25 protein-coding genes and 1 tRNA gene are annotated in these 24,414 nt (G+C 38.5%); 16 read left to right on the top strand and 10 right to left on the bottom strand.

The window, feature by feature from the left end; all coding sequences use genetic code 11:
* Positions 1-9: 9 nt before the first annotated feature.
* The 5 genes from Q7A53_RS21130 to Q7A53_RS21110 all read left to right on the top strand — a co-directional run bounded on the left by Q7A53_RS21130 (position 10) and on the right by Q7A53_RS21110 (position 5,315).
* A complete protein-coding gene (locus Q7A53_RS21130) occupies positions 10-1,107 on the top strand; it encodes an ABC-three component system protein (RefSeq protein ID WP_411791198.1) in 1,098 nt (365 codons plus the stop codon).
* Positions 1,100-1,591 (top strand): ABC-three component system middle component 2, encoded by a 492-nt coding sequence (locus tag Q7A53_RS21125; protein WP_411791197.1) that lies wholly within the window; start codon positions 1,100-1,102, stop codon positions 1,589-1,591. Before Q7A53_RS21130 ends, Q7A53_RS21125 begins: the two co-directional genes overlap by 8 nt.
* Positions 1,588-3,525 (top strand): AAA family ATPase, encoded by a 1,938-nt coding sequence (locus tag Q7A53_RS21120; protein WP_411791196.1) that lies wholly within the window; start codon positions 1,588-1,590, stop codon positions 3,523-3,525. The genes Q7A53_RS21125 and Q7A53_RS21120 overlap by 4 nt, the downstream gene beginning before the upstream one ends.
* A 202-nt stretch (positions 3,526-3,727) precedes the next feature.
* Positions 3,728-4,852, top strand: a complete 1,125-nt coding sequence (locus Q7A53_RS21115) for a DUF4238 domain-containing protein (RefSeq protein ID WP_411791195.1) — start codon at positions 3,728-3,730, stop codon at positions 4,850-4,852.
* Positions 4,853-4,916: 64 nt separating this feature from the next.
* Positions 4,917-5,315 carry a hypothetical protein gene (locus Q7A53_RS21110; RefSeq protein ID WP_411791194.1) on the top strand — a complete coding sequence of 133 codons (399 nt, stop codon included), beginning with the start codon at positions 4,917-4,919 and terminating at the stop codon, positions 5,313-5,315.
* Between the two features lie 577 nt (positions 5,316-5,892).
* On the opposite strand, the gene Q7A53_RS21105 is transcribed toward Q7A53_RS21110, so the two are convergent.
* Positions 5,893-6,489, bottom strand: a complete 597-nt coding sequence (locus tag Q7A53_RS21105; protein WP_411791193.1) for a GNAT family N-acetyltransferase — start codon at positions 6,487-6,489, stop codon at positions 5,893-5,895.
* A gap of 295 nt (positions 6,490-6,784) precedes the next feature.
* A complete protein-coding gene (locus Q7A53_RS21100) occupies positions 6,785-6,895 on the bottom strand; it encodes an AraC family transcriptional regulator (protein ID WP_411791192.1) in 111 nt (36 codons plus the stop codon).
* A 296-nt stretch (positions 6,896-7,191) separates the two neighbouring features.
* On the opposite strand from Q7A53_RS21100, the gene Q7A53_RS21095 reads away from it, so the two are divergent.
* Together Q7A53_RS21095 and Q7A53_RS21090 are read left to right on the top strand one after the other, a co-directional pair.
* A complete protein-coding gene (locus tag Q7A53_RS21095) occupies positions 7,192-8,463 on the top strand; it encodes an MFS transporter (protein WP_411791191.1) in 1,272 nt (423 codons plus the stop codon).
* A complete protein-coding gene (locus Q7A53_RS21090; RefSeq protein ID WP_411791190.1) occupies positions 8,417-9,040 on the top strand; it encodes a TetR/AcrR family transcriptional regulator in 624 nt (207 codons plus the stop codon). The genes Q7A53_RS21095 and Q7A53_RS21090 overlap by 47 nt, the downstream gene beginning before the upstream one ends.
* 35 nt (positions 9,041-9,075) lie before the next feature.
* On the opposite strand, the gene Q7A53_RS21085 is transcribed toward Q7A53_RS21090, so the two are convergent.
* Positions 9,076-9,258: a hypothetical protein gene (locus tag Q7A53_RS21085; RefSeq protein ID WP_411791189.1), complete on the bottom strand. Its 183-nt coding sequence runs from the start codon at positions 9,256-9,258 to the stop codon at positions 9,076-9,078.
* Positions 9,259-9,517: 259 nt separating this feature from the next.
* Here Q7A53_RS21085 and Q7A53_RS21080 point away from each other — a divergent pair, with 259 nt between their 5' ends.
* The gene (locus Q7A53_RS21080) at positions 9,518-10,024 is read left to right on the top strand and encodes a DoxX family protein (RefSeq protein WP_411791188.1); all 507 of its coding nucleotides are present in this window, start codon (positions 9,518-9,520) and stop codon (positions 10,022-10,024) included.
* 302 nt (positions 10,025-10,326) lie between these two features.
* Here Q7A53_RS21080 and Q7A53_RS21075 read toward each other — a convergent pair whose 3' ends face one another.
* Genes Q7A53_RS21075 through Q7A53_RS21065 form a run of 3 tightly spaced genes read right to left on the bottom strand, consistent with a single transcriptional unit; the run spans position 10,327 to position 12,640 of the window.
* Positions 10,327-11,106, bottom strand: coding sequence for an ABC transporter permease (locus Q7A53_RS21075; protein ID WP_411791187.1), 780 nt, complete (start codon positions 11,104-11,106; stop codon positions 10,327-10,329).
* Entirely contained in the window at positions 11,066-12,031 is a 966-nt protein-coding gene (locus Q7A53_RS21070) for an ABC transporter ATP-binding protein (protein WP_411791186.1), read from the bottom strand. Before Q7A53_RS21070 ends, Q7A53_RS21075 begins: the two co-directional genes overlap by 41 nt.
* Positions 12,032-12,640, bottom strand: coding sequence for a TetR/AcrR family transcriptional regulator (locus Q7A53_RS21065; RefSeq protein WP_411791185.1), 609 nt, complete (start codon positions 12,638-12,640; stop codon positions 12,032-12,034). It lies immediately after the preceding gene.
* Positions 12,641-13,031: 391 nt separating this feature from the next.
* Here Q7A53_RS21065 and Q7A53_RS21060 point away from each other — a divergent pair, with 391 nt between their 5' ends.
* Entirely contained in the window at positions 13,032-13,484 is a 453-nt protein-coding gene (locus Q7A53_RS21060; RefSeq protein ID WP_411791184.1) for a hypothetical protein, read from the top strand.
* A 47-nt stretch (positions 13,485-13,531) separates the two neighbouring features.
* On the opposite strand, the gene Q7A53_RS21055 is transcribed toward Q7A53_RS21060, so the two are convergent.
* From Q7A53_RS21055 to Q7A53_RS21040, 4 genes are all read right to left on the bottom strand, one after another.
* On the bottom strand, positions 13,532-14,068 hold the full coding sequence (locus Q7A53_RS21055) for a hypothetical protein (RefSeq protein ID WP_411791183.1): 537 nt from the start codon (positions 14,066-14,068) through the stop codon (positions 13,532-13,534).
* Between the two features lie 22 nt (positions 14,069-14,090).
* Positions 14,091-14,771 carry a hypothetical protein gene (locus tag Q7A53_RS21050; RefSeq protein ID WP_411791182.1) on the bottom strand — a complete coding sequence of 227 codons (681 nt, stop codon included), beginning with the start codon at positions 14,769-14,771 and terminating at the stop codon, positions 14,091-14,093.
* 121 nt (positions 14,772-14,892) lie between these two features.
* Positions 14,893-17,034 carry an FUSC family protein gene (locus Q7A53_RS21045; protein WP_411791181.1) on the bottom strand — a complete coding sequence of 714 codons (2,142 nt, stop codon included), beginning with the start codon at positions 17,032-17,034 and terminating at the stop codon, positions 14,893-14,895.
* Between the two features lie 646 nt (positions 17,035-17,680).
* Positions 17,681-17,872, bottom strand: coding sequence for a hypothetical protein (locus tag Q7A53_RS21040; RefSeq protein WP_411791180.1), 192 nt, complete (start codon positions 17,870-17,872; stop codon positions 17,681-17,683).
* 376 nt (positions 17,873-18,248) lie between these two features.
* Between Q7A53_RS21040 and Q7A53_RS21035 the strand changes: the two genes are divergently transcribed.
* The 7 genes from Q7A53_RS21035 to Q7A53_RS21005 all read left to right on the top strand — a co-directional run bounded on the left by Q7A53_RS21035 (position 18,249) and on the right by Q7A53_RS21005 (position 24,226).
* Positions 18,249-18,322 (top strand) — tRNA-Gly (locus tag Q7A53_RS21035).
* Positions 18,323-18,483: 161 nt separating this feature from the next.
* Entirely contained in the window at positions 18,484-20,190 is a 1,707-nt protein-coding gene (locus Q7A53_RS21030) for an ABC-ATPase domain-containing protein (protein WP_411791179.1), read from the top strand.
* Positions 20,191-20,208: 18 nt separating this feature from the next.
* The gene (gene queG, locus Q7A53_RS21025; protein ID WP_411791178.1) at positions 20,209-21,342 is read left to right on the top strand and encodes a tRNA epoxyqueuosine(34) reductase QueG; all 1,134 of its coding nucleotides are present in this window, start codon (positions 20,209-20,211) and stop codon (positions 21,340-21,342) included.
* Between the two features lie 73 nt (positions 21,343-21,415).
* Positions 21,416-21,964, top strand: coding sequence for a methylated-DNA--[protein]-cysteine S-methyltransferase (locus tag Q7A53_RS21020; RefSeq protein WP_411791177.1), 549 nt, complete (start codon positions 21,416-21,418; stop codon positions 21,962-21,964).
* A gap of 85 nt (positions 21,965-22,049) precedes the next feature.
* Complete coding sequence (locus Q7A53_RS21015) at positions 22,050-22,916, top strand: amidase domain-containing protein (protein ID WP_411791176.1); 867 nt, start codon at positions 22,050-22,052, stop codon at positions 22,914-22,916.
* A 49-nt stretch (positions 22,917-22,965) separates the two neighbouring features.
* A complete protein-coding gene (locus Q7A53_RS21010) occupies positions 22,966-23,442 on the top strand; it encodes a tRNA (cytidine(34)-2'-O)-methyltransferase (RefSeq protein ID WP_411791175.1) in 477 nt (158 codons plus the stop codon).
* Positions 23,443-23,905: 463 nt separating this feature from the next.
* Entirely contained in the window at positions 23,906-24,226 is a 321-nt protein-coding gene (locus Q7A53_RS21005) for a spore coat protein (RefSeq protein WP_411791174.1), read from the top strand.
* Positions 24,227-24,414 lie beyond the last annotated feature (188 nt).

Raw genomic sequence — 24,414 nt, 5'->3', positions numbered from 1 at the left:
GTAAAAAGAATGGGGACTATATCGAATAAATACCTTGAAAAATCAGTTTGTAGGTTAACTTGTGGAGAAGGTAATGATTGTGATAAGGCAACAGGCTTTTTGATTTCTCCAGATTTAGCTGTAACAGCTACACATGCCATTGAAGAGTATTTCTTAGAGCAGAAGGAGATTAGACTTGAATTTTTGAATATTGATAATAAGCCTATCATCAGAACTGCTTTGCCTCTAGAAAGTACTAAAGAGAAAGGGCTACCAGTAAGTATTTTACAACTGGATGAAAGCGTTAATTATGATGTTCACATAAGCTTTAGTGACTATAAAGCAGAAAAAGATGATAGTTATGAAACATATGGTTACCCTACGGTAAAATGGGATGTTGGACAGTGGACTAAGAGTCATGTTTCGAGAAGGATAAATCCTGATATGACACAAACTTATGATTGGGATATAGACTTAAATCATCAATCAAATATAGGGGACTTTAGGGGGCTTTCTGGTGCTCCTCTTTTCATTGATCAAATGCTAGTTGGTGTAGTATTAACTCAATCTTCTTCGGAAGGTAAAGCTATATCATTAGGCTCTATTAGTGTTCAAAAGCTTAAATCTTTACTAGATGAAGCAAATGTAAGTGTCAAAAAGACTTCAGAGGAATTGGTATTAGATGAAATATACGAGCTAGACGAAACTATGGATTATTCGGAAGCCATGTTTGTAACGAAATTAGAATTAGCAGGTATTTTTGATAATGAAGATTGTCAGCAAGAATTTTTCAATGCGGATATATTAAAAAGCACTATTGAAAGCAGAGGTATCGATACAGAAACAAAGAGATTTGCCATGTTAACTCATAACGTGAAAAGTGTATGGAAAAATAAATATCGACCATATAAGGATGAAAAAGACGGTAATGAATTATTGTCACAAGTTTATACTAGAATTGAAGATTTAGATAAAACAACACTTAGTGTAAAGGAACTTGATATACCTTTATTGGTCAAAAAGGGGATTCTTCATCAACTTTCTGATGAATGTGAAGTTGGATGGACAAAGAATTATTTATCAAGACTAAAAGAGTATCTTTTAGAGAAGGGACAAAAAGATGATTAAAGAGTTGAATTTAGTCAATAGTGACCTCATTTTAAATTCAAGCCGAGTGTTGATATTAATTTCAAAATTTGAATCCAAAAAGAAATTTAAGCTTAATACTAATAAGATAATGTTGTTTGATTTTTACATGAAGTTTCCAAATACAATGCTCCCCAATGAGGACCACTCCCTTAACAAAGAGGATTTTAATGAATATTATTCTTACTTTCATTGGCAGCCAAATTTTGAAGAGTATCAGTTATACATCAGGTTCTTATTAAGCAAAAATTTAGTGGAACGCATAACTATAGAAAATGATTTTTGTTATCGCATTAACCAACAAGGAATAGAGGCATTAAAAAGTATTAAGACACCATACTCCATTGAATTACATAAAATTGCTGAATATATAAAAAAAGAAATTTCAAATCTTAGTGAGGCGAAAATTGAAAAATCTATTATTGAAATGTCTCTTAAAAAGGATAGGAATGATAAGAATTTATGAGTAAAAAAATATTTTTAGAAAAATTGACCCTCATAGGTTTTAGAAAAAATTATGATGTGAAATTTAAAGAAGGTCTTAACTTTATATCAGGTCCAATGGCGACTGGAAAATCGTCAATTGCAGAAATGATTAATTACGTATTTGGAAGTGAAGACCACAAGTCTTATATTGAAATTAGAAAGAGTTGCAAGGACGTAGAGTTAGATTTTTTTATTGGAGATTCAAAATTTAAGTTAGTAAGACCTTTATTTGATTTCACCAGACCTGTAAAGCTTTATAAATGGGACAAAAATAAATTGAAATATGAAGATGACTTTGAATTACTAGAAATTGACACTCCTTCTAATGAAAATTCATTGTCTGCTTTCTTATTAAGAGAGATGGGTCTTCCTAATATAAAAGTTGCAAACCAAAGCTTTAGTTTTAGAGATATTTTAAAATACTCTTATGTTAAACAATCTGATATAGATTCAGAAAATATGCTTATGGAAGAGTCGTGGGGTTCAAGTTTAAAAAGAAAACCTACTTTTGAGATAATATTTAATATTTATAATGAACTGTTGGGCGAACTTAAACAAGAGCTAAAAGAGAAAAAAGAGCTGATTAATAATCTTCAGAAGAAAAAAGAGGGAGTTTATGAGTTCTTAAAAGATATTGATATTCTTGAGGAAAAAGATTACTTGGTAGAAAAAAATAACATTAAAACACAACTAGAAGAAAAAAAAGATAAACTCCAAGCAATCAAGTCAGAAGGCAAATTTGAAGATGAATTAACAATGAACTTAGAAAAAGAAATTGGTAAGTATAAAGAGCTTATAGAAATTAAAGAAGGTGAAATATTAGAGAAAAATAAATACATGGAAAAATTAATGCTTTTAAGGAACCAGTATTCAAGTGAAATTCAAAAAATTGAATTTATTTTAGAAGGCGCTGTAGTACTAAATAAATATGACTTTGAAGTATGTCCATCATGTCTTAATGAGTTAGAACATAATAATGGTTGTAATTTATGTGGAAGTAAATTAGAGGACCTTTCAGAGGAAGAGATTAAAGTTTTCAAAAGTGAATTACGACGACTAAAAAAGAAATTAAAAAAAATTGGGGAGCAAATAGAATATAATGAAATTCTATTAAATGATTATGAGGTTGAAAAAAGATCTTATAATAAACAGTTACTATTTCTTCAAAGAGAAATAGATCATTTGAGAAATAATTATATAAGCCCTTATATTGAGCAGATAGAACAAATAAATTATGAGATAGGTAATCTTAACAACGATCTTGAACAATTAGAAAAAAACTTAGTTATTATTAGCAAATTCTCTAAAATAAGTCAGAAGATATTGGAGGAGGAGAAAAAGCATGAGAATTTGAAACAAAGAATGGAGTCTATGGAAAAAGAGAGCCTATCTAAAGATGACGTTATGAAGAGTCTTACTAAATTGTTTAATGATATTCTAATTAAATTTTCATTCCCTAAATTAAGTGAAGCGTTTATTAAGGAATCCACTTACATACCTTTCGTTAGAGGAGTTAAATATAATAAATTAGGAAGTGGCGGAGCAGTTACTATGACTACTATGGCTTATTTTCTCTCCATTTCCTTACTAAAAACACCAAATAAAAACCATCCTGGTTTTTTAATACTTGACTCCCCTCGAAAGAACCTAGGTGCAGATGCAAATGATGAGTTTAAAGACGAAGAAATATTTAATTCAATAATTAAATATTTTATTTCTATAACTCATCCTCAAGTTAGTGAAGATGAAGCAGATAATGAGGACAAGCCTGAAATCGATGAGAATATTCAGATAATATTAATTAATAATGGATTTCCAGACTTTTTGCCACCAGAAGACTTAGTAAAAGTATTCGATGGAAAAGGGACCGGGAACCTACCATATGGACTAATTGATGATATTGAAAATCTATAGACTTTTTAAGGGTTAATAAAAATATCAATTTTATTCCCTTATAAAAATCCCCTAATGTTATTATTCAAGGGGATTTTTACGTTCATACTTATAATTTTTGTGAGGTGCAGCGAGTGAATAAGGATTTTTATGTGGTAGAATTATGATATAATCCAAATTTTGGATAGAGATACGAGCGATATTGAAGGGGGAGAATGGAACTGTGGGCCAAAAAAGCAGGCAACACTATGTTCCGAAGTTTTATCTTAGAAACTTCTCAGAAACAAATAAATCAATTAGTACATTTAACATTACAAATTTAAAATACATTCAAAATGCTTCAATTAAAGATATGTGTCAAAAAAATAATTTCTATGGCGATGATAAAGTAGTTGAAGAATTCTTAGATAAAGAGATAGAAAGAAAAGCTTCAGCCATTATTAGAAGGATAATAGAGACAGAGAGCATTCCAAACATTGATAAGGAATTTGAATATTACGAGCATCTGATTGCTTTTTTGTTGGTCAGTGAAGCAAGGAACTTAAAAAATGCTGACTCAGCAGATAATATGGCTGATTTCTTAGCTAAAGAAATGATGAAAGAGCATCCAGATATGAAAGGCATAGACTTAGATGAATTTAAAATAAAGATAAAGCAAGCTGCCAATCAAAATATAGGAATTGCCTTAGAAAGCATCCCCCTAGTATTAGATTTAAAACTGGTTCTTATTAATCAAAAAACATCAAGGAGTTTCATTACTTCAGATAATCCGCTGATTCGTTACAACTCATTTTATATTGGAAGGAAATATCATGGGAGAGGGTTTGGGTATGTTACAAGAGGGCTTCAGCTTTTCTTTCCCATATCCTCAACACAATGCTTGTTGTTATATGACGGACTAGTATATGATATACCAAACATAAAAGATGATCTTATAACGATTAATAGAGCCCGAGAAGTTGATTCTTTAAATGAATTATTCTATTTGAATGCGTATAATAATGTTTTCTTTAATCAAAAAATTAAAGAAGATTATATAAAAAAAATTCACCTTAAAAATAGAGGAACCTCTAAGATTAGTGATCTTGAAAGGGAAGTAGGGTCATTCAAATCAATGGAGGAAGATGGTCATTTGATTAATGTCACACAAAATAGAGTAACAAAAAAAATATCACTTCCTTGGATTACTCTATCTGAGTTTGGAAAAGGACTTATACTTCCTCAGCACATGGGAGGATTAAAAAGAATGGAGTCACCTTTCATAGAAGAGTATATAGAAAAGGATTCGGAAAAATTTGATAAACAACCTCCAAAAATAAAAAGTGGGAGCTACTTCAGAGAAAAGTAAAAGTTTGGCTTTAGTGCTTTACTCTTTTCGATACTTCGATACAACACCTTTGGAGGTGTTGTATGTGTTACCTACAAAAGAAAAGCTGATTGATCACTTAATAGAAAAAATGACTAATCAAGATATTGCAAATGTATATGGGTTGACATTTCAGAAAATTATTCAATTAATAAAGAAATATAAGCTTAATCCTGATAAGTTAAGAAAAGTGAATCACTACATCGTATACGAACACTGGCTGGATGGGAAAGTGGTTTATGTAGGTAGTGGAATTTGGTACAGATGCAGAAGGTATACTAATAGAAGAAACTCGGAACATAAAGAATTAATGGCGACTGGAAAAATACATTATAAGATTGTTGCAGAGTTTGAAAAAATGAATTCTGCAAGAAGACTTGAAAAAGAATTGATACAAAAATACAGAGCAATGGGTCAAGCAAAGTTCAATATACAGATTCATTAGTGGTTGACGATTTCTTGTAGCAGAGGCATAATTATCAGTAATCGTGTAATATAAATTAATTAAAGTATTCAACATACTGTGATATAACTGCTTTTGTTACATAAATGTACTTTATCGGGACTCAAAATCGTGTTCCTTCGGGAGTGCCGGTTCGACCCCGGCCACCGGCACTACATATAAGGGTTAAAGCCCTTGAAATCAGTGCTTTGAGCAATTCAGAGCACTGATTTTTTGTATTCAAAATTAATTACTTCAATGACTAATCTTGTGGATAACAAATTTGATTATTGAATGCCTTTTTAGATTAAATTATCTTAAAGGGAGCTGTTAAAATGTCGAAGTTAAACAGGCTCGATTTCTGCATTTAGACGTTGTCTGGCGATACTGTCAAAACGATTATAGCGTTCTTCCCAGTCCTCAGGTAGCATCGCACGTAAGCGCACCAATTCATTCTGCCAAAAATAATTATCGTAACAAATAGAAGTCATAATAAATTCCCATCCCATTAGTTAATTCATTTGTGAACACGCTCTCCTTCTTGAAGTATCACCTCCGATAATTGAAGAAAAATACCACATTAAAAATTTAATTCTTCCTTGTGATTTTTGATAAATTCATCTTTTGTTAATCCGAATAAAATAAAATCCATGTACTTTCCATTGATATAAGCCATCTGCCTGCGCACCCCTTCTTGGATACATCCAAGTTTTTTCATCATCTTAGCTGAAGCATCATTTCCTTCAAGAATATGGTCATTGAATTTATTAAGCCTTCTTTCAAGGAAGGCATATTTTAAAAGTATCTTCATCGATCTGGTACCATAACCCATACCACGGTTTTCTTTATCAATTTCAACTCCAATACCAAACGTTCCATTTCTCTCATCGATATTACTTAAATTAATTTCACCTACGCTTTTACCTTCTAAATCTTCAATAATAAACATTAGTCTTCCTTTTGTTGAGGAAAAATCAACATTTTCTTCTACAAATTTTTTTGAACCAGTAACAGTAGGTGGTAGCCCAGTTGAACATTCCAAAAAGCGACGTGCAGATGTATCATGCTGCCCAATATATTCTCTTTCCCAATCCTCTGGATACATCGCTCGTAGTCTAACTTTATTGTCTTGCCAAAAGTAGTTACTAAAATTAATTTTTAAAATTTTCTCATCCAACAATATCTCCCCCTAATATTGAATAATAAATTACTTTAACAAGAATCAAAACAAATTTAGGTACCTCCACATACTCTCGTGAGAGCTTAATCTGTTGGTCGTCTTTTTATAAGGAAAATGTATTGAAAGATTTCCAACACCTTTAACCAGTAGAATATTAGAAGTGTGGGACGCTTTGAAATCCAACTTCTTTAGCAATAGAATCTATATTCGCCTCTTTGTTTAATAATATCACTTTAGACATTATTATTATTTTTGTATTAATGTATTGAGTCAAATTCATACCAGTGGTTTTTTAAAAAACACGACTAAAATGTTCAGGACTAATATAAGCTTTTTGAGCAATCGTCTTCAATGTAAGTTTCTCCTTGAAATTTTCTTCAATGTAATGGATTATCGCTTTCATCCATTTTAGCCTTGATTCATAACTTTGACTATCCAATGGCTTATGTTCTAATCCTAATCTAGTAAACGATAAAAGGATAAGGTTTAACCTTTGTACGATTGCTGTTTTTTATTTAGTAACTCGAAGGGACAAGGAGCCTGTCCCCGATGTCCCTACCCAAAAAGACTGTCGATTTCAACTGCAGTCTTTTTTTGCTGCAGAAAAATATTTCCAAAAGACAGTTGTATATCGACACTAATGTCGGTATAATATAATTAATAAAGACATTTGTGTCGTTTTTAAAGTGGAGGGATCTTATGAAGCATCTATTGAGAAACAAGGGTTACATGACATTAATGGCAGCTCAGGCAGTTTCAAGTATTGGGGACTGGCTGAGTATCGTGGCTGTAATTACTTTAGTTGGACTGAAGTGGAATGCTAGTCCGATGGAAGTTTCGTTTATCATTTTATGTTTAGCTGTTCCAATGGCCTTGCTGGGACCGGTGGCAGGCACAGTTGCGGACCGGTTCAGCCCTAAGACGCTTATGGTTCTATCTGATCTGGTGCGGGCAGGGCTGATTCTTCTATTGGCTGCTGCTGATACCATCTGGGTTGTGTATGTCTGTTTGTTTACGATTGGAATTTTTTCGGCGGTGTTTATTCCTGCGAAGAATGGGAAGTTAAAGGAATTAGTTCCGGATGGGGATATGAAAAGCGCGATGTCGATTACTTCGATGATCGACTCCAGTACTAAAGTGCTTGGTCCGTTACTTAGTGGGGTTTTGGTCGCGGCTGTTGGAGTTAAGCCGGTATTTTTCATTGATTCCTCGACCTTTTTAATTTCTTCCTTATTCATTTTCTTCTTACCTAACGCTTTAGTATGGGTAAAAGACGTAGAGGGAGTAGAACCTCAGAAGAAGACTTCTTTTAAAGAAGAGTTTCTAGAGGGGATTTCATTTATAAAAGCAGATCGTTATATTCTTGCTGGATTGTTTTTCTTAGGGTTCAGTTTATTCATATTACAGCTCTCTGACTCGCAAATCATTGTCTTACTTAGAGAACTTACCCACCCCTCCGCCGATTTATTTGGATATCTAGTTACTGCTTCCGGTGCAGGTATGTTTGCTTCAGGTTTCATTCTTGCTAAGAAAACAAATTATCCTGCTTATCTTCTAATGCTGGGAGGCGTTTGTGGGATTGGATTGAGCTTTGGTATGATGGCAGTATGTACGTTAATGGATCTAGGATTACCAGTAGTTTGGGGAGCAGGTCTTGGGTTAATCGCTGGTTTCTCGGCTGGATTCGTATTTATTCCATTTCAAGCGTCTGTCCAAACGGAAACACCGGTCCATATGACGGGACGAGTGTTTGGAGTCGTGAATAGTGTGACGACGATGGCAACAATAGTAGGACCTTTACTAGGAGGGCTGGTTGCCACAGTGATTGGTGTGATTCCAACGTTTATGGTGACGGCATCGCTATTAGTAATCGTTTCATTTATTGGTTTATTAACAAAAAGTAATGTAGAGCGGGGGGATCATGATGTCTCCAAGAGTAAGCCAGGAGCACCTGGAACAACGACGGGCTGATATACTTGAAGCAGCAAAACAAGTGTTTATTGAACAGGGTTATGAACGGACGACAATGAAGCATGTGATGGATGCCGCGAAAGTAAGCAGAGGCGGGTTGTATCAATATTTCGCTAATAAAGAAGATTTGTTTGAATCTTTACTAGAGAATAATATCTCTTCAACTTCTAAGGACAATCAAGAAAAACTAGATGAGAAAGTGGAATCATATTGGGATTTGCTCTTGTTAAGAATATTTGGAGAAGAGCGCGAACCTGATGACAAAATAGATCCGTTAGCTCCCAGTCATTTAGAGTTTTTTATTACTGGACGAAATGATGAACGGAGGAAGCAGTACGGACAAAATCGGTATTATCAGGGATTGAAGATCTATGCGGATGTTCTTAAAGCTGGACAGGAAAGCGGAGAGTTTAGCAGTAAGTACGATTGTGAGATCTTAGCCCGGACGATTATTTCTTTTATTGATGGTTTAGCTTTGGATGATGCCATTCTTCCCAAGCAGGATATTAAGATAAAAGAACAGTCGGTTATGTTTGTTACGTATTTAAAAACAGCGCTTGGCGTAAGTTCTCAATAATAAGAAAAGAATCAGAGGCAGCTCTGATTCTTTTCTTATTTCTCCTTTATCATTCTTAAAGTTTTACGTAAGTAGATGTAGATGATATATCCAATAGCTGCGATCAGGCAAATGCATAGAACGGCCCATACGTAGTTAAGCATACTTGGGGCAATGATCGTCACCATTGCCACTACGATTGACGCTGCAATAAAAAAGGTCAGTAATCGGGCAACCATGTTTCTTCCCTCCCGGGTCCAGTGTTTACCGATATTATAACTCTTTCCAGAATGATTTGTCTAAATCGTATCCTGAAGATTCTAATTTGAGACCCGGTTATGTAAAAGTTCATCTAATGTACATAGAGTTGTTACTAAATTGTGAAATGCCTCACAAAGTGATTCCAATTTAAACAAAAGGGAGTATTCTAGAAGTGTAAGGAAGAGCAATCATTAATCTTGTGAAATGTTGAACAAAATATGAAAGGGGAGAATGAAAATGTTTGTACACTGGTTAAGAAATCACAAAGCTGCTGCTGGGATCCTCGCCGTTATGAGATTGTATCTTGGATATGAATGGGTTACAGGGGCGTATCACAAAATCACCGGAGGTTTTGATGCGACAGGATTCTTGCAAGGCGCCATTGCAAATACCGGGGGAGAACATCCAGCGGTTCAGGGCTGGTGGGGAGTTTTTCTTGAAAAAGTAGCCTTGCCGAATGCCGGTCTATTCAGCTATTTAGTGATGTGGGGGGAACTTCTAGTTGGAATCGCTCTTATCTTAGGAGTTTTTACTACGTTTGCAGCTTTAATGGGTATGATTATGAATTTTGCCTTCTTATTCAGCGGTACGGTAAGCACGAACGGTCAAATGATTTTGATCGCTATCTTCGTCCTGGTTGCTGGATTTAATGCCGGTCGATTGGGTCTTGATCACTGGGTAATCCCAACCTTCAAACATATGGCAGCTAAACCTTTCCAACGCAGAAAAATACAAGCGGCTTAACTTGAAACGGATCTGCCAGGCAGATCCGTTTCTTTTTCTATAATCAGTCATTCTTTTGAGTACTGCAGCCCACTTCTTTGGAGCATGGAAGGTTCCTATATTAATGGACCAGCATAAATACTCCGCCAATGAGCAAGCATACGGAACCGGTGACAAGTGTAATCTTTACTGGACGGCTGGCTTTGTGAAATATTCTGAAGAACATATGCCCCATCACCTCTCTTTTTTATTTGTACTATAGGATACGGATGAGCGGATAGAAAAGATTCAATAATTTCACACGCGGGTTATAATCGTTCCATTTAATGATGATCCGCAAACTTCCACCAGGCAGAAGTTCCTGTAAATCCTATAATACTTGTTAAAAGGATAATCGTTAAACTTAACAGGGTAAGTGGACTTTCTTCTCCTGTTGTACCGCTGAATAAGGCTGGGATGGCCCAGGGAAAGTAATCGCCATAACCGATGGCACCGATAATTTGTGCAAGGACTACCATTACTATAATAAAGCCAAGCGGTGCCAGATACCCTTTCCCGTAGCAGGCAAAGAAAGCCACAGGGGTACTTAAAGCCATTGTCAGCAGTGCTGAAATGAAGAAGATAAAAAGTCCATGCTCAAGAACGGAAGCGGACCACCCGGGCAGTCCGATCACTCCACCCAATAGTAAACCGATGGAAAAAATATAGATCGTTAGGCAAAGTGTAGTGATAAGTATAGCGGAAAATTTCGCGTAAACGATCATACCTCTAGAAAAAGGAAGAGCAAGGAGATCTTTTACGGTTTGGTCAGAGTATTCCCTGCCAAACACCCAGCTGGTAATAAATCCGAACACGATGACTCCTCCTATGGAAATAATTTGAGCTAGTAGACTAAAGTAAGAGGGCCAGGTGGCATCGCCTGCCAGTTGAGCTTTCGCTCCGAGTAATCCAGAAGTTTCCGCAAAATCAGGATTTTTCAAAATAAACATAAAGAAAGCAGCCATGAGCGGACCAATCGTAAATGCAGCACTCGTGATCCAAACCATTTTGGAATTAAGAATTTTAGTTCCTTCTGTGTGAAACACGGCCAGAAATTGCCTCATGATTTGTCTCTCCTTTTTCTTTGATCATCCTTAGAAAATAGTCTTCCAGATTTTCTTTCTCTACGGCGAGGTGGGTGAGAGAATGACTGCTTTCCACAAGCAGACGGGCAATATGATCAGGGTGTTTAATGGCGTTAGCATCATAGGTTTCTAAACTGCCATGTTTATTCACTCCACAAGAAATGCCTGCTTTGTTTAACGTGCGCTCTGCAGTTGAGTGATTTGTTGTATTTATAATTAATCGTTGGTTAAGCAGAAGCTTTAACTGTTTAGATTCAATTTCCTGGATTAAGCGTCCCAGGTGAATAATCCCGATGTTGGTCGCTATCTGAGCAATTTCGCTTAATAGATGACTCGATATAAAAATGGTAATTCCGTGATTTCCCGATAGATCTAAAAGCAGTTCGCGAATTTCTACGATTCCTGCAGGGTCGAGCCCATTAACCGGTTCGTCTAACAACAATACCTCAGGTTGATGCATAAGCGCTTTGGCAATTCCAAGCCTTTGAACATTTCCCAGGGAAAGGTTTTTTGCTTTTTTATGCTCATAAGCGTTCAGCTTGAGCAGTTGGATAACCCGGTCCACAGCATTAGGGTCGGACAGCAACCGGATGCGCTTGAAAATTTCTAAATTCTGTCTAACTGTGAGTTCGGGATAGGCATGAGGTGTTTCTACCATATAACCTACCTTTTTAAAGAGATCAGAGGAAGCCTGGGAAACTTTTCTTCCTTTAATAAAGCAGCTGCCATGAGTAGGGCGGATCATACCAAGGAGCATGCGGATGGTTGTTGTCTTTCCAGCTCCATTAAGTCCCAAGAAACCATATATAGCGCCCTTGTTAATCGAAAGAGAGACATCATCAACGGCTCTTTCACCTTTATAAATTTTGGTCAGATGCTTGGTTTCAAGGATAGGTTTCATCATTTATTTCTCCTTTTTTATAATCCCGTCAACGATGAGATCAACATGAAGTTTCATTGTTTGGGGAAAAATGTCCTCTCCAATTTCCTTCTTATGCAGAGTAAGTAAAAATAAAGACCTAAGAATTCCTGTAATGACTTCAGGTGGGTGAGTTATCGCGACCCCTTGCTGTTTCCATTCTTCAATGAGGTGGACAAGGGAATCTTTATCTTCCAAAAAATGTTCGTCCAGCTTCTCTTTAGAAAGCTTTCTCGTTAAAGCTTCCATGTTATTCCCAAAATAAAGCTGTTGAATCAGCGGATTCGTTTCTATCGTTTCCATAAGGGAAAGCAGCAGATCTTTAATCGCTTGGAGCGGCTGCGTTTCTTTGCTTAAGTCAACTCGAAACAGTCTATCTTTAAGGTGGTTCTCTTCTTCACTTAAGATGTCGAAGTAAAGTTCTTCCTTTGATGAATAAAATTTATAAAAAGTTCCGGACGCAATCCCGGCTTTTTTGGTAATCTCCTGAATACTTGTTTTTTGCAATCCATACTTGCAGAACAGTTGCCTGCCATGGTCGACCATTGCTTGCTGAATGAGTTGTTTCTCCTGCTCTTTAAAACCTTTAGGCATAGGGTCATTCTCCTTATTTTATGAATGTATGAATAAAATAATTTTATATTCACAAGTATATATTACTCTATTTTTTTATTAAATACAATAGCATGAAGTAGCTTTTGTTCAGTAGGCAGAAAGGCGGTACCATGCTTAATCACAGGTTTTTAGCGTTAGAAATTAAATAGAGGAGTACTTTGTGAGTAAAGGAGGAATAACAGGTGAAAATTAGAAATAGGCTAGGAAATTCGGTTGAAAAAATGGGATTAGTCCATTATTTATTCCCACTTTATTCCTGTTTATGGAATAATTAGCTAGGAGATAGTGTTCAATTTGTATTTATTTGGTTTTTCATTACATAATAGGGGAAAACAGGGAGTGAACCAACATTAAGGAGGAATGTTTTAAGATGTCAACTGCAATTAAAGAAAGGTTAAGTTCTTCAGACGTGGCCAATTTACGAACTGCTGCTGTGCTTGAGTTTACGGAAGAGGTATTTGAATCGGATAATTATCGAACCTTGGAGGTGCTCACCCCAGAACTTCACAATCTTTATATCGTTAATTTTAACGATCGCACGTTGACCATCCTTAGTATCTCTAAGGACCAAGCTGTAACGAAGGAAACCATGTTTACTGACCGGATTGTGTCTATGAAAGAGTTCTTCGAAGATTACAGTTTGGTAGACAATACACCTCCTCGAAAACTGGAACTCATCTTTATGGGTGGAAGAATTCTAGAAATTGAACCGGGGTTATCCAAACTGGAAGATAAGAATTATAAAGATCCGTCAATTATGAATCAAGTCAACGAGGAATTCGAGCATTTAATCGCTGCCTTGAAAAACACGGTCATATTATAAAAGGGAAAGAGCCGCTTCCATGAGCGGCTCTTTTTTACATAAAAGGATTAGTAGGTATTTATAGGGTAGTTCGACACGGCTGTATTTTTATCATCGATTTTAATATACCAGTAATCTAAATCTGTATAGTGGTCGTAAGCGTTATAGTACCCATAGCATTGCACCCATTCATAGCTACTCCCGAGCGTGTTGCCTTGATTGTAGCTTCCATAAGTACCGAAGACGATTTTGTCACTGGAACCTAAATACTTATAATTTCCATACCCATCCGTTAAGGAAGCGCCGCCTCGCAAACTATAGAAAGCGCCTCCTGATTTAGGAGACCGCCAGTTGCTGCCCCAAACTCTATAATTCATCGTCGTGATGGAATAGAGAGTGCCGCTCCCTCCGTCTCCCTGGATGAAAACCCCATTTGGATTATTACTCTCTAATGCAAAGGCAGTCCATTTTCCTTTGTACCAATAGCCAAAATCATAATAGTCATAAGAGTTTAGGCCGGATTGATACACAATTTGGCCGTCGATGAGATAGGTTCCATCTTCATTACGCTGAGAACTGCCTTGGTAAATGTACACGTGTGTCATGAGAAGCATCCTCTCTAAACATTCAATATAAAGCCTGGGTTAATGCCCTCATTTGTAACGTTCCTTTATAAAACTCGGCTACTGAGTTTTCTTGGAGTGCCTTATGAAAGTGTTTCTTAGCGTCCCGAGCCAAGTTGTTTAAAGGTTTACTATCTGAGAGATGTAGTAACTCTTCAATATGATCAAACTTAGTTTCAAGCTGACTTTTCATTTCTGCTTCTGGGTATTGTCCTTTTGGCTGGCTGCCACCGCCAATGGCATCAATCGAGATGTCTTTGATTAATTGAGTAAGTCGCTGTCTTTTCTGTAAATCTGTTTGAGGGTTCTTGATTCTTTCCGCAGGCACGACACTTCCGCTGCCTATATAAGTCAGGATGGCATGTAATGTTTCCTTGTTTATTTCATTTCCCTTCAGAGACGGCTGATTTGGAGTTCTCTCATAGTCCAGACTGTTAATCTTGTCATAGAGATTTCCTTCTACTTTCATAGAAAATTCGGCTTTTTTTGAAACGGGTGCCGCTTCCGCATGGTAGCCATCATTCATACTTGCTGTGACTCCATCTACTTCTTTCTCACCTTGATCCTTATCTTGATCCCAGAAACCTTTTAGAAAATATCCATCAGCATGTACGGAAGTAAGACTAATTGTACAAGCAATAATCAGTAGGAGACTCAATAGTACAATTTTAGAATTTTTACTCATGTAATTCCTCGCTTGCCTGGGGATTTATTGTCGTTATGAAGAAAAGCAGGACTAATTATGTATGAGTTTAGTATAACAAAAATTCCAAACTATGAAAAAACCCTCCCAGAAGTGAGGAGGGTTACCGTTCGTCATTCTCTTTGGCACCTAACTCTTTGCCTAAAACTAGAATGGATTGATTGATGCGCCAAACATAGTAGAGATGGTGGATGAGGTCCCCTTGGGATTGAAAGCGGCTAGGTGCGAGCCGTTCAATCTGGCTTCTTTCTTCTTTCAAATTATGAAGAAGCGGGGAGTGTTCTTTACCATCGATCAATTGCTGTAAATGCTCCAGATTTTCATCGAGTTTCTGTTCCATATCTTTAAATACAGACAATAATTCATCCGGGTAATGGAATTTCTTTTGATAAGAAGAGGCAACTAGATGTTTCGCATAGTAATTGAGTGCTGTAAAAATAGTGATCCATCTGGAGATACCGCCTTTTGCTGATGCCCCAGGTCTTTGCAGCAATGACTGCGATTCATCCTTAATCGTTTGAATCTTCTGGTCCATGGTAAACGCTTTTTCCGCTAATTTCTTTACATCGACTTCTTCATGAAAACTTTTGATATAGTCGGTAACATAGCCATTTAATTCACTTAAATAATCGTTAAATGAGCTTGCTACTTTAGTTTTGGTCCTAGTGGGGAAGATTACGGCTGAAACGAGTAAAGCAATAGCTGCGCCAGCAATTGTATCGACTACTCTTGCACCGAGAAGTGTGAAGCTGATTCCGCCTAATAAAATGTCGTACATAAATGCGATCAGCATCGTAATGAACATGCTCATTACCGTGTAAGAAACGGAAAACAAGTAAAAAGCAAAAAAGATAACTATGAACAGCAGAGTAATTTCAAGGACAGAGTGGCCGGATACCAGCTTTGCCAGCAAGAATCCTATGGCAGCTCCAATGACCGTTCCTAAGGATCGCTGGAACCCTTTTAAATAAGTTCTCCCGACAGAATCAGTACCAAGTTGGACAATAAAGGTAGTCAGCAGCACCCAGTAAGGCTGCACAGGTGAAATTAAATAACCGACAAGAATAGCCAGAACGCCTGCTGTTAAGGCTTGGAAAGCTTTCTTCGTAGAAGGCTTAAGTCCGCTGTCTTCCTCTGTTGAAGTATCTTCTTCCTCTTCCACATCCGCTTCTTCTTCAGCTGAGGTTCCAGCTTTGTGAAGCGATTGCTGAATCGTTGTGCCACCCTCAATGACATGGTTGGCAATCGATTCGATTCTGCGGATTAGATATAGCCAGCCTTCTGTCGCAGGTTCTGATTCTCGCTTGCGTAAGCGTGCTAATAAATCTGTTCGTAAGGCTTGAACGGCGCGTTCTGATTCCAGTAAATTCTGTTCTTTGTAAGTTTGAGACAGTACTTCTGAATCTCTTAGCGAGCTGACCACCCAGATGAGCATTTTTCTTAATTCTTTCGCTTCAAAAGCTTCTGCTTTCTTTAATTGCTGAATGGAGTCTGTTAAGGTTTCCACCAGCATCGCCGTATCAAAAACATAAAGACGTAACTGGGAACCGGTTAAACCGGGCCAAACTTTCTTCACATCTTGTTCATCTAAATCAGTGGCAACATTACGGGCATATTCGCTAAGTTTACGAACGTTTTTCTGTAAATTTTTTATTCGTTTTTCATTCGTTACAGGATCCTCCATCATCGTAATCAGGATTTGAAAGGTTAAATTGGCTTGAATATGGAAGGACCTCATACTTCTTTTTAAAATGTAGGCGGAACCTTTAAAGATAATAAAATTATAGAGGTATGCATAGGCAATTCCGATGGCAATTCCCATGTAAAACCAGGGTAATTGGTTCATAGAAAGTTTTAAAATAGAAGAGAAGTATACGGTCATGAAGCCAATCATACCTAAAGAGAAATATCGGCTTCCAAATCTGGAAAAATAAAAAGCGCTGAATATGATAACGATCATCAGTGACCCTATATAATAAGCGTTTCCTGCTAGAAGAGAGCCGGAAGAGATCCCAAAGGCAGCGGATACACCGAGCAGCAAGGTGGTGATTTGTTTTTTAAACTTGGTATCATCCATAACCACCATAATTCCCATTAATCCAGCGATTCCAGATACTATGGCAGGAGTAAAAAGGGATTGTCCTGATAGATGCAAAATGATCAGCGTAGTAAAAACTGAAGAGAGTAAACTGATTGTAGCCTTACCCGCTTGGTTAAGCCGCTTTCGTCCAGGATCTGACGCCATCAGTCTGCTAATCCAATAATTCTTCTTATTAAAATGTCTAATCGTAAGCCACCCTTTTTACCATTATTCTTACTTTCTAATGGTAAGTGCATTTTGCCTGCAAATCAACTTATTTAACCTGATTGGCAGGATTCAATGAGGCACGAGGGAGCTGAATAATTTAACGGAAAACGTTCATCCTAAGGAGTACTATCCTTTCCTTCCTTCTACACACCTTAGATTAATAGAGCCAGGATTTCGACTAACTGACATGTGCCTCAGTTGAATAGTAGTTTCGCTTTATTAATAAGGAGGTAGTAAGCTAATGGATGCCAAATTTCTGCTGGACGTATTAAACTTCTCCATTGATGCCTTAAACCTGCTGGCCTTTCTGATTTTTTCCACAATCTTTGTATTTAACTCGAAGAATAAAACAGGGAAGTAAAATGGAAGATGAACGGTGGCCGAATGATGATGGAAAAACGGTGTTAACTTTCATCATCGTTCGGATTTCATAATGCTCCACCCCATTCTTTGCCGGTCGGAAAATGACTGCGCTTGACGGGGAGCCGGGATTTTATTATGTAACTTATGAAGAAGCCGCTCTTCTCCACGAACAGGGCGGAGAAGAGAGTGTTATTGTACTTCAGAACTTATGATGCTATCCCTAAACGAAAAAGCTGTAAAAGATCCCTGTGGAAAGGAGATAGATACACAACAAGCCAAGCACGATCAGAAGTAAAATAAACCCCTTTTTTGAAGCACTAACAACGAGTCCGTTGTTAGGGTCAAAGAGGTAGCTCCACAGTATAATTCCAATTAATAAAAAAACCATAATTCCAAGGAATAAATTAATCACACGTGTTCCTCCTCCGCACACTAAATGAACGAGTTGAATTGGTTCTTTGGGACTAGTTTATAACCACACATTTATACGTATACTATGATTAAATTAATAATTTTGTTCACTACATCCATTCAATCTATGTAAATAGCAAATTAAATTTCGACAAAAAATCGTAAATTTCGTGTTGCATCGATAGAATGTGGTTGTTATAATTACAACTATAATTTCAACGAAGCCAATGAGCTACTACTATAAAAGTAGTTTACTGGTAAAACCTCAGCCGCGAGGAATAACTTCCACCGAAACAACAGCGAGTTGCCCGTAAGACAATGCTTCCTCGAAACAGTTGAGGGCATGTCAAAACGAGGCGAATGGAACGACAACTCATGCGGGTGTAGTTTAGTGGTAAAACCTCAGCCTTCCAAGCTGATGATGAGGGTTCGATTCCCTTCACCCGCTCCAACCATCTCTCTGTGCAAGAGTAGATGAATTCCTATTCATTTCTATAACTTAGTGAGCCAACGCAGTGTTTCGTTTATTTAAGCAACGAAGCATTGCGTTTTTTATTGTGGAAAAAAGGATACACCCTATAAGAAAGACAAGTTTTTAACAGGAGGAGCTATATGAAACAATTACAGCAGCATTTACAGCAAATCGACGGGAAAAGCTACAAAGGTTATAAACAAATCCAGGGGAGATATTCCTTTTCAAATTATGAGTTAATCATCGATTACGTCCAAGGAGATCCGTTCGCAGCCCCTTCAAAGATCAGGGTGCGGATTCCTGATAAAAAACGGGCGATAAAAAGAGAGTGGAAGCATAACACGAACCGTAGAATATATGCCGAAGATGTCATCAACCGCCGAATTGCGGATACTATTTATCATACTCGGACGAATGTGAAAGGAACTGGTAAGAGCGGCATGGTGGCCATCGATAAGCCGGGGCAGGAGATTATTGAGCGAGCAGCAGTCAGTTTAAACGAACAGGATGTAACGATCTGTTTAACAATTGGCCTTCCCGCGAACGGCCGGCGAATTAATGGTAAAGAGGCGGAGAAGCTATTCTTCAATGTGATACCTGATATTTTGAAGGATTCCATTTTTAAAATGAAAGATCAGGAAATAGAAGATGCCTGTAAGCTTTCCGATCAGCACCAGGCGATACTAAAGGAAATGGAGAAGAATAACTGGATTTCCTTTGTTGCCAATGATGCTATTCTCCCTAGAGAAAGCGGGATAAGCGAACGCCCCATGAAGGGAGCGGTTCCTTTTCAGAGTCCAAAAGAAAACGAAGTCTCCTTTTCGATTCCCCATCGGAAAGAACCACTGACTGGGATGGCTTTAAATAAGGGAATCGTCTTAATTGTTGGGGGAGGCTATCATGGGAAAAGTACACTTCTAAACGCTATGGAAAGAGGAGTCTATCCCCATATAAGAGAGGACGGACGTGAATACGTCTTAACTGATCCTAATGCCGTCAAAGTAAGAGCTGAAGATGGCCGGCAAGTGACAAGTGTAGATATATCCCCCTTCATCAAAAATCTTCCTCACGGTGCCGATACCAATCATTTTTCGACAGAGAATGCAAGTGGCAGTACATCGCAGGCAGCTAATGTCATGGAGGCACTGGAAGCGGGTGCTGGCACACTGCTGATTGATGAGGATACAAGTGCAACAAACTTTATGATCAGGGATGAACGCATGCAGCAGCTGGTTATTAAAGAAAAAGAACCGATCACTCCGTTTATTGATAAAATTAAGCAAATGCATGATGATTTAGGTGTTTCCTCCATTTTAGTGATGGGAGGATCTGGAGACTACTTTCAAGTGGCTGATGATGTTATAATGATGGATCAGTACGTTCCTTACAACGTAACGGAAAAGGCAAGGGAGATTGCCAGTCAGTACCCTAGTAAACGGCAGAAAGAAACGGAGGAAGCTTTTGGAAAGATTGCCAGCCGAGCGTTTCTTCCTCAAAGTATTCAAGCGAGAAAAGGTAAAAAAGAAAAAGTGCAAGCCAAGGGACAGACATTGATCTTAATGGGAAAAACAGAAATTTCCCTTGAGGCGGTTGAGCAGCTTGTAGATCCTTCACAAACGAGACTGATTGCTGACTTAATTATGAATTTGGATAAACGAGATATGCTTAAGACAGAGCGGCCGCTGCATACGTTATTGAATGATATTGAGAAGCAATTGGATGAGCAGGGTCTGGCTTCTTTTGCTCCTTTTAAGGATCAGCATCCAGGAGAATTGGCACGACCACGGCGCTTTGAAATTGCTGCAGCTTTAAATCGTATGCGAACAGCTAAAGTAAAGAATCTTTAACAGACAGGAGGGACCAGGGTGGATATTCATCAATTTCAAGAAGAAGTGATTCAATACAGCAAAGAGATCGGTATTGATAAAATCGGCTTTGCATCCGCAGATGTGTTTGGCGAGCTCAAAGCCAGATTGAAGCAGCAGCAGGAATTTGGATATCAATCTGGATTTGAAAAAGGCAGTGTTGAAGAACGCACGGAGCCTGACCGGCTGCTTCCTGAAGCCCAGTCGATTATTTCTATCGCCCTGGCGTATCCTTCCAAAATGTCTGATGCACCAAAAAGCAGGAAAGGGGATCGTAGAGGGATCTTCTGCCGAGCCTCATGGGGACAAGATTATCATACCGTCTTAAGGGACCGGCTCAACAAACTTGGAGAATTTCTTCAAGCTCATTATCCAGAGGTAACGATTAAATCGATGGTCGATACCGGAGAACTTGCCGACCGGGCTGTCGCGGAACGGGCGGGTATTGGATTTAGCGGGAAGAATTGTGCAACCATTACCCCTGAGTTTGGCTCCTATGTGTACTTAGGGGAAATAGTAACCAACATTCCTTTTATTCCTGATGAACCGGTAGACGATAGCTGCGGGGATTGCAATATATGTGTGGACGCCTGCCCAACCGATGCTTTGATTCAAGGTGGACAATTGAATGCGAACCGGTGCATAGCCTTTTTAACACAAACGAAAGATTTTCTGCCAGATGAATTCCGCAGTAAAATTGGCAACCGTTTGTATGGGTGTGATACCTGTCAGACAGTTTGTCCGAAGAATAGGAAAAAGGATTTTCATCGTCATGAAGAGTTTGAGCCGGATCCTGAAATCGTAAAGCCCAAATTAACTCCGCTGCTGTCCATATCGAATAGAGAATTTAAAGAAAAATTCAGTCCGATTGCAGGCTCGTGGCGCGGCAAGAAGCCAATTCAGCGAAATGCGATCCTTGCCCTGGCTCATTATAAAGACGAAACGTCCATTCAGGAGCTCATCCGCTTAATGAAAGAGGATCCAAGACCTGTCATTCGCGGAACGGCTGCCTGGGGGTTGGGTAAAATCGGTAAGCCTGAATGTTATCAGGAAATCGAGGAAGCTATGATGCATGAAACTGATGAAAATGTCCTCTATGAAATGAAAAAAGGGCTCGAATTTCAGAAAATCTAACCATTTGTACCTTTTCAGATAGAGAGGACTTTTGTATAATAGTAAAAACTGTTAAAAGAAGAAGGGGTAAGTTATGAACCACCGGTCTTTCTTGTACTACGATTCGTTTGAGACCCCTGTTGGTCCAATTACTGTACTAGCAAATGACGAAGGGGTCTGCAGAATTGATTATGGTCACTCCCAAGAGCGGATGGCTTTCTTTCAAACCTGGAAAAAGAAACATTTACTAAAGGGAGAGCTGGTATACGAGCCGGATCATACCTATGTAAAACAGGCGATAAAAGAAATTGATGAGTTTTTTAATGGGGACAGACGTGAGTTTTCCGTACCATTAAATTGTTATGGTACCGAATTTCAAAGAAAGGTATGGAGAAATTTACTCCATACGATCCCATTTGGAGAAACTCGAACTTATAAAGATATAGCAGAATCACTTGCTTCACCAAAGGCAGTGCGTGCTGTAGGCGGCGCGATTAACAAGAATCCGTTTGCCATCGTTGTCCCGTGCCACCGCGTAATTGGAAGTAACGGCAAACTTGTCGGCTATGCTGGCGGTCTGGATAAGAAGCAGCAGCTGCTAGATTTAGAGAAAAACCAAACAGTTGTGAAGATGAATAAATAACCGTACCATCCTTTCTTTTTGGAAGGATGGTTTTTTGTATGGATTCCTCCTTTTGTTCATAAGATGAAGAAAGGAGGGAGGAGCAATGAACTCGTCCACTCGTAAGCTTCAGCTTTACTGGGAGAAGGTCTTGGAACGACTAGAGGCACAGACAGAAGAAGAATGGTTAAGAAACAAAATAGATGGGCTGGCCAAGCGTGAGAAATTTGTCCAACGTGCTTCCTTTCACCTTAAACCCTACCACCGGCTTCGTTATGACAATCGTTCTGAAATCAAATATATGCTGACCTTGTCTTTACTCATTAAAGATCAGCGCCATTATTATTTAGAAGAAGGTATCTACCATGCCCGTGCCATCGTTCATAAAGGGGAATTGATCCATCACGAGCTTCACACAGAAAACCTGGCATCTGAGCAGGAATTTGCAGAATCTAGTTTTGTAGATAAAGAAACAAGTTTGCGTGTTCCCTTTACATACAATCGGAGGGAAGCCGTAAGATATGCAGAGCGCTGGTGGGATAGCTATAATCCGGCCTATCATCATTTTGAAGTGGATTGCACTAATTTTATTTCTCAATGTCTGAGGGCTGGAGGCGCACCGATGTGGGGAGCGGCTAATCGTAGTAAGGGCTGGTGGTATGATGGCAACAGCTGGAGTTACAGCTGGGCTGTGGCCAATTCACTGCGCTGGTATTTAAGTGGGTCCAGGCAAGGGCTTGCAGCTAAAGAGGTGGAGAGTCCGGAGCTATTATCCCTTGGTGATGTGATCTGCTATGACTTTCAAGGAAACGGCCGCTTTGATCATAATACTATTGTCGTCCAAAAAGACACAGAAGGCATGCCGCTGGTTAATGCTCATACGACCAACAGCCGGCATAGGTACTGGAATTATGAAGATTCCACAGCGTACACTCCTCAAATTCAATATAAATTTTTTCATATTGGCGGCTGAAGAATATGATATAATAGTCGAGTTGACTATATAGACAGAGGTGAAATCTATGCCGAATCATATTGTACTCTTTCAGCCTGAGATCCCAGCGAATACAGGGAATATCGCAAGGACTTGCTTAGCTACCAATTCACAGCTTCATTTAATCCGGCCGCTCGGGTTTTCGACTGATGATAAGATGGTGCGTCGTGCAGGGTTGGATTACTGGCAAGAAGTAACGATTCATTACTACGATTCCATTGATGAACTTTACCGGCGGTTCCCGGATGGAGATTATTATTATATTGAAAACTTTGGCGAAAAATCGTATGCTGATTTTGATTTTAATCAGCCGGAAGAAGATCTGCTATTTGTATTTGGACGAGAAAGTAATGGAATACCGAGAGAACTGTTAGCAGGGCTTGAGGACCGTTGTCTTAGAATTCCGATGACTGGAAAAGTACGGTCATTAAATTTATCCAATACCGTTTCCATTATTTTATTTGAAGTTCTAAAACAGCAGGGGTTTCCTAACCTTATTAAGTAATTTAGGCGAGAGGCTGAATATCGTCTAATTGATAACGTTACAGAGGCCGAGCGAAGCCATTAATCCATTTAAAACCAATAAAAGAAACCCGGACCAGAAAAAAATTCTGGTTCGGGTTTTTTTTTGGATCACAATCTTCTGGAGCGGTTACTTCACCCATTACTTTTTAGGCGTCCCTGGCTTTTCATCGTACCCTGCGGTAAAAATCGATACTAAGTATGTGATGCAGACTAGAATAATCAATGTAAGTTTCATGTAAGCGCCTCCTTTGCGAATAAAGACAAGCTGTAGTGGTTGTTATTATACCTCAAATAAAAGAGAAAGTGAATGGTCCGCTAAAGAAAATGCTGGAAACTGGACGGGAAATCTTGCTTAGCTGGCCGTTTGCCTATACGAAGCGGGGCAAGAATACATAAGGTGAATCGTAGGCGTATTAACTGAGTAATGAAATGGAGGCAAAATAATGGACCACTATCCTTATCAATATAACGATGTTAATCATTTTCGCAGCCATAATGAGGAAGGGGCAGGCGGGATATACGGAACCCCTTACAGCTATGGGGGACACGAAGGATATGAAGATAGCAGATTCTTTGGTGCGCCATTCGCTGGCGGCTTTTTAGGCGGTCTTTTAGGTACGGCTATCCTGCCATCTCTTTATGGAGGCTTTGGCGGGTATGGCGGTTTTGGAGGATACGGTGGCTACGGGGGCGGTTTCGGAGGTTATGGCGGCTTTCCAGGTTACGGATATGGCGTGCCTTATGGAAGACCAGGGTTCTGGTAAACAATGCTGATTAGCCATTTGTACTGGCTGTTTCCTTTGAGTTTCTAGTTTGAATTTATCCCCATCCGAATCAGCCAAGATGATCAATGGGGATGTTGACGGGAAAACAACTACTATAGATTTTATTTAAAATTCGTTAAAAAAACCGCCCAGCACTGAACTGTCCCCCGTTATTTGGACAATTTATA

Origin of the sequence: Halobacillus rhizosphaerae (assembly GCF_046719735.1) — a bacterium.
Lineage (GTDB): Bacteria > Bacillota > Bacilli > Bacillales > Halobacillaceae > Halobacillus_B > Halobacillus_B rhizosphaerae.
The sequence above is the reverse complement of the archived record's forward strand: the minus strand, read 5'-3'. Positions and strand labels throughout refer to the sequence as shown.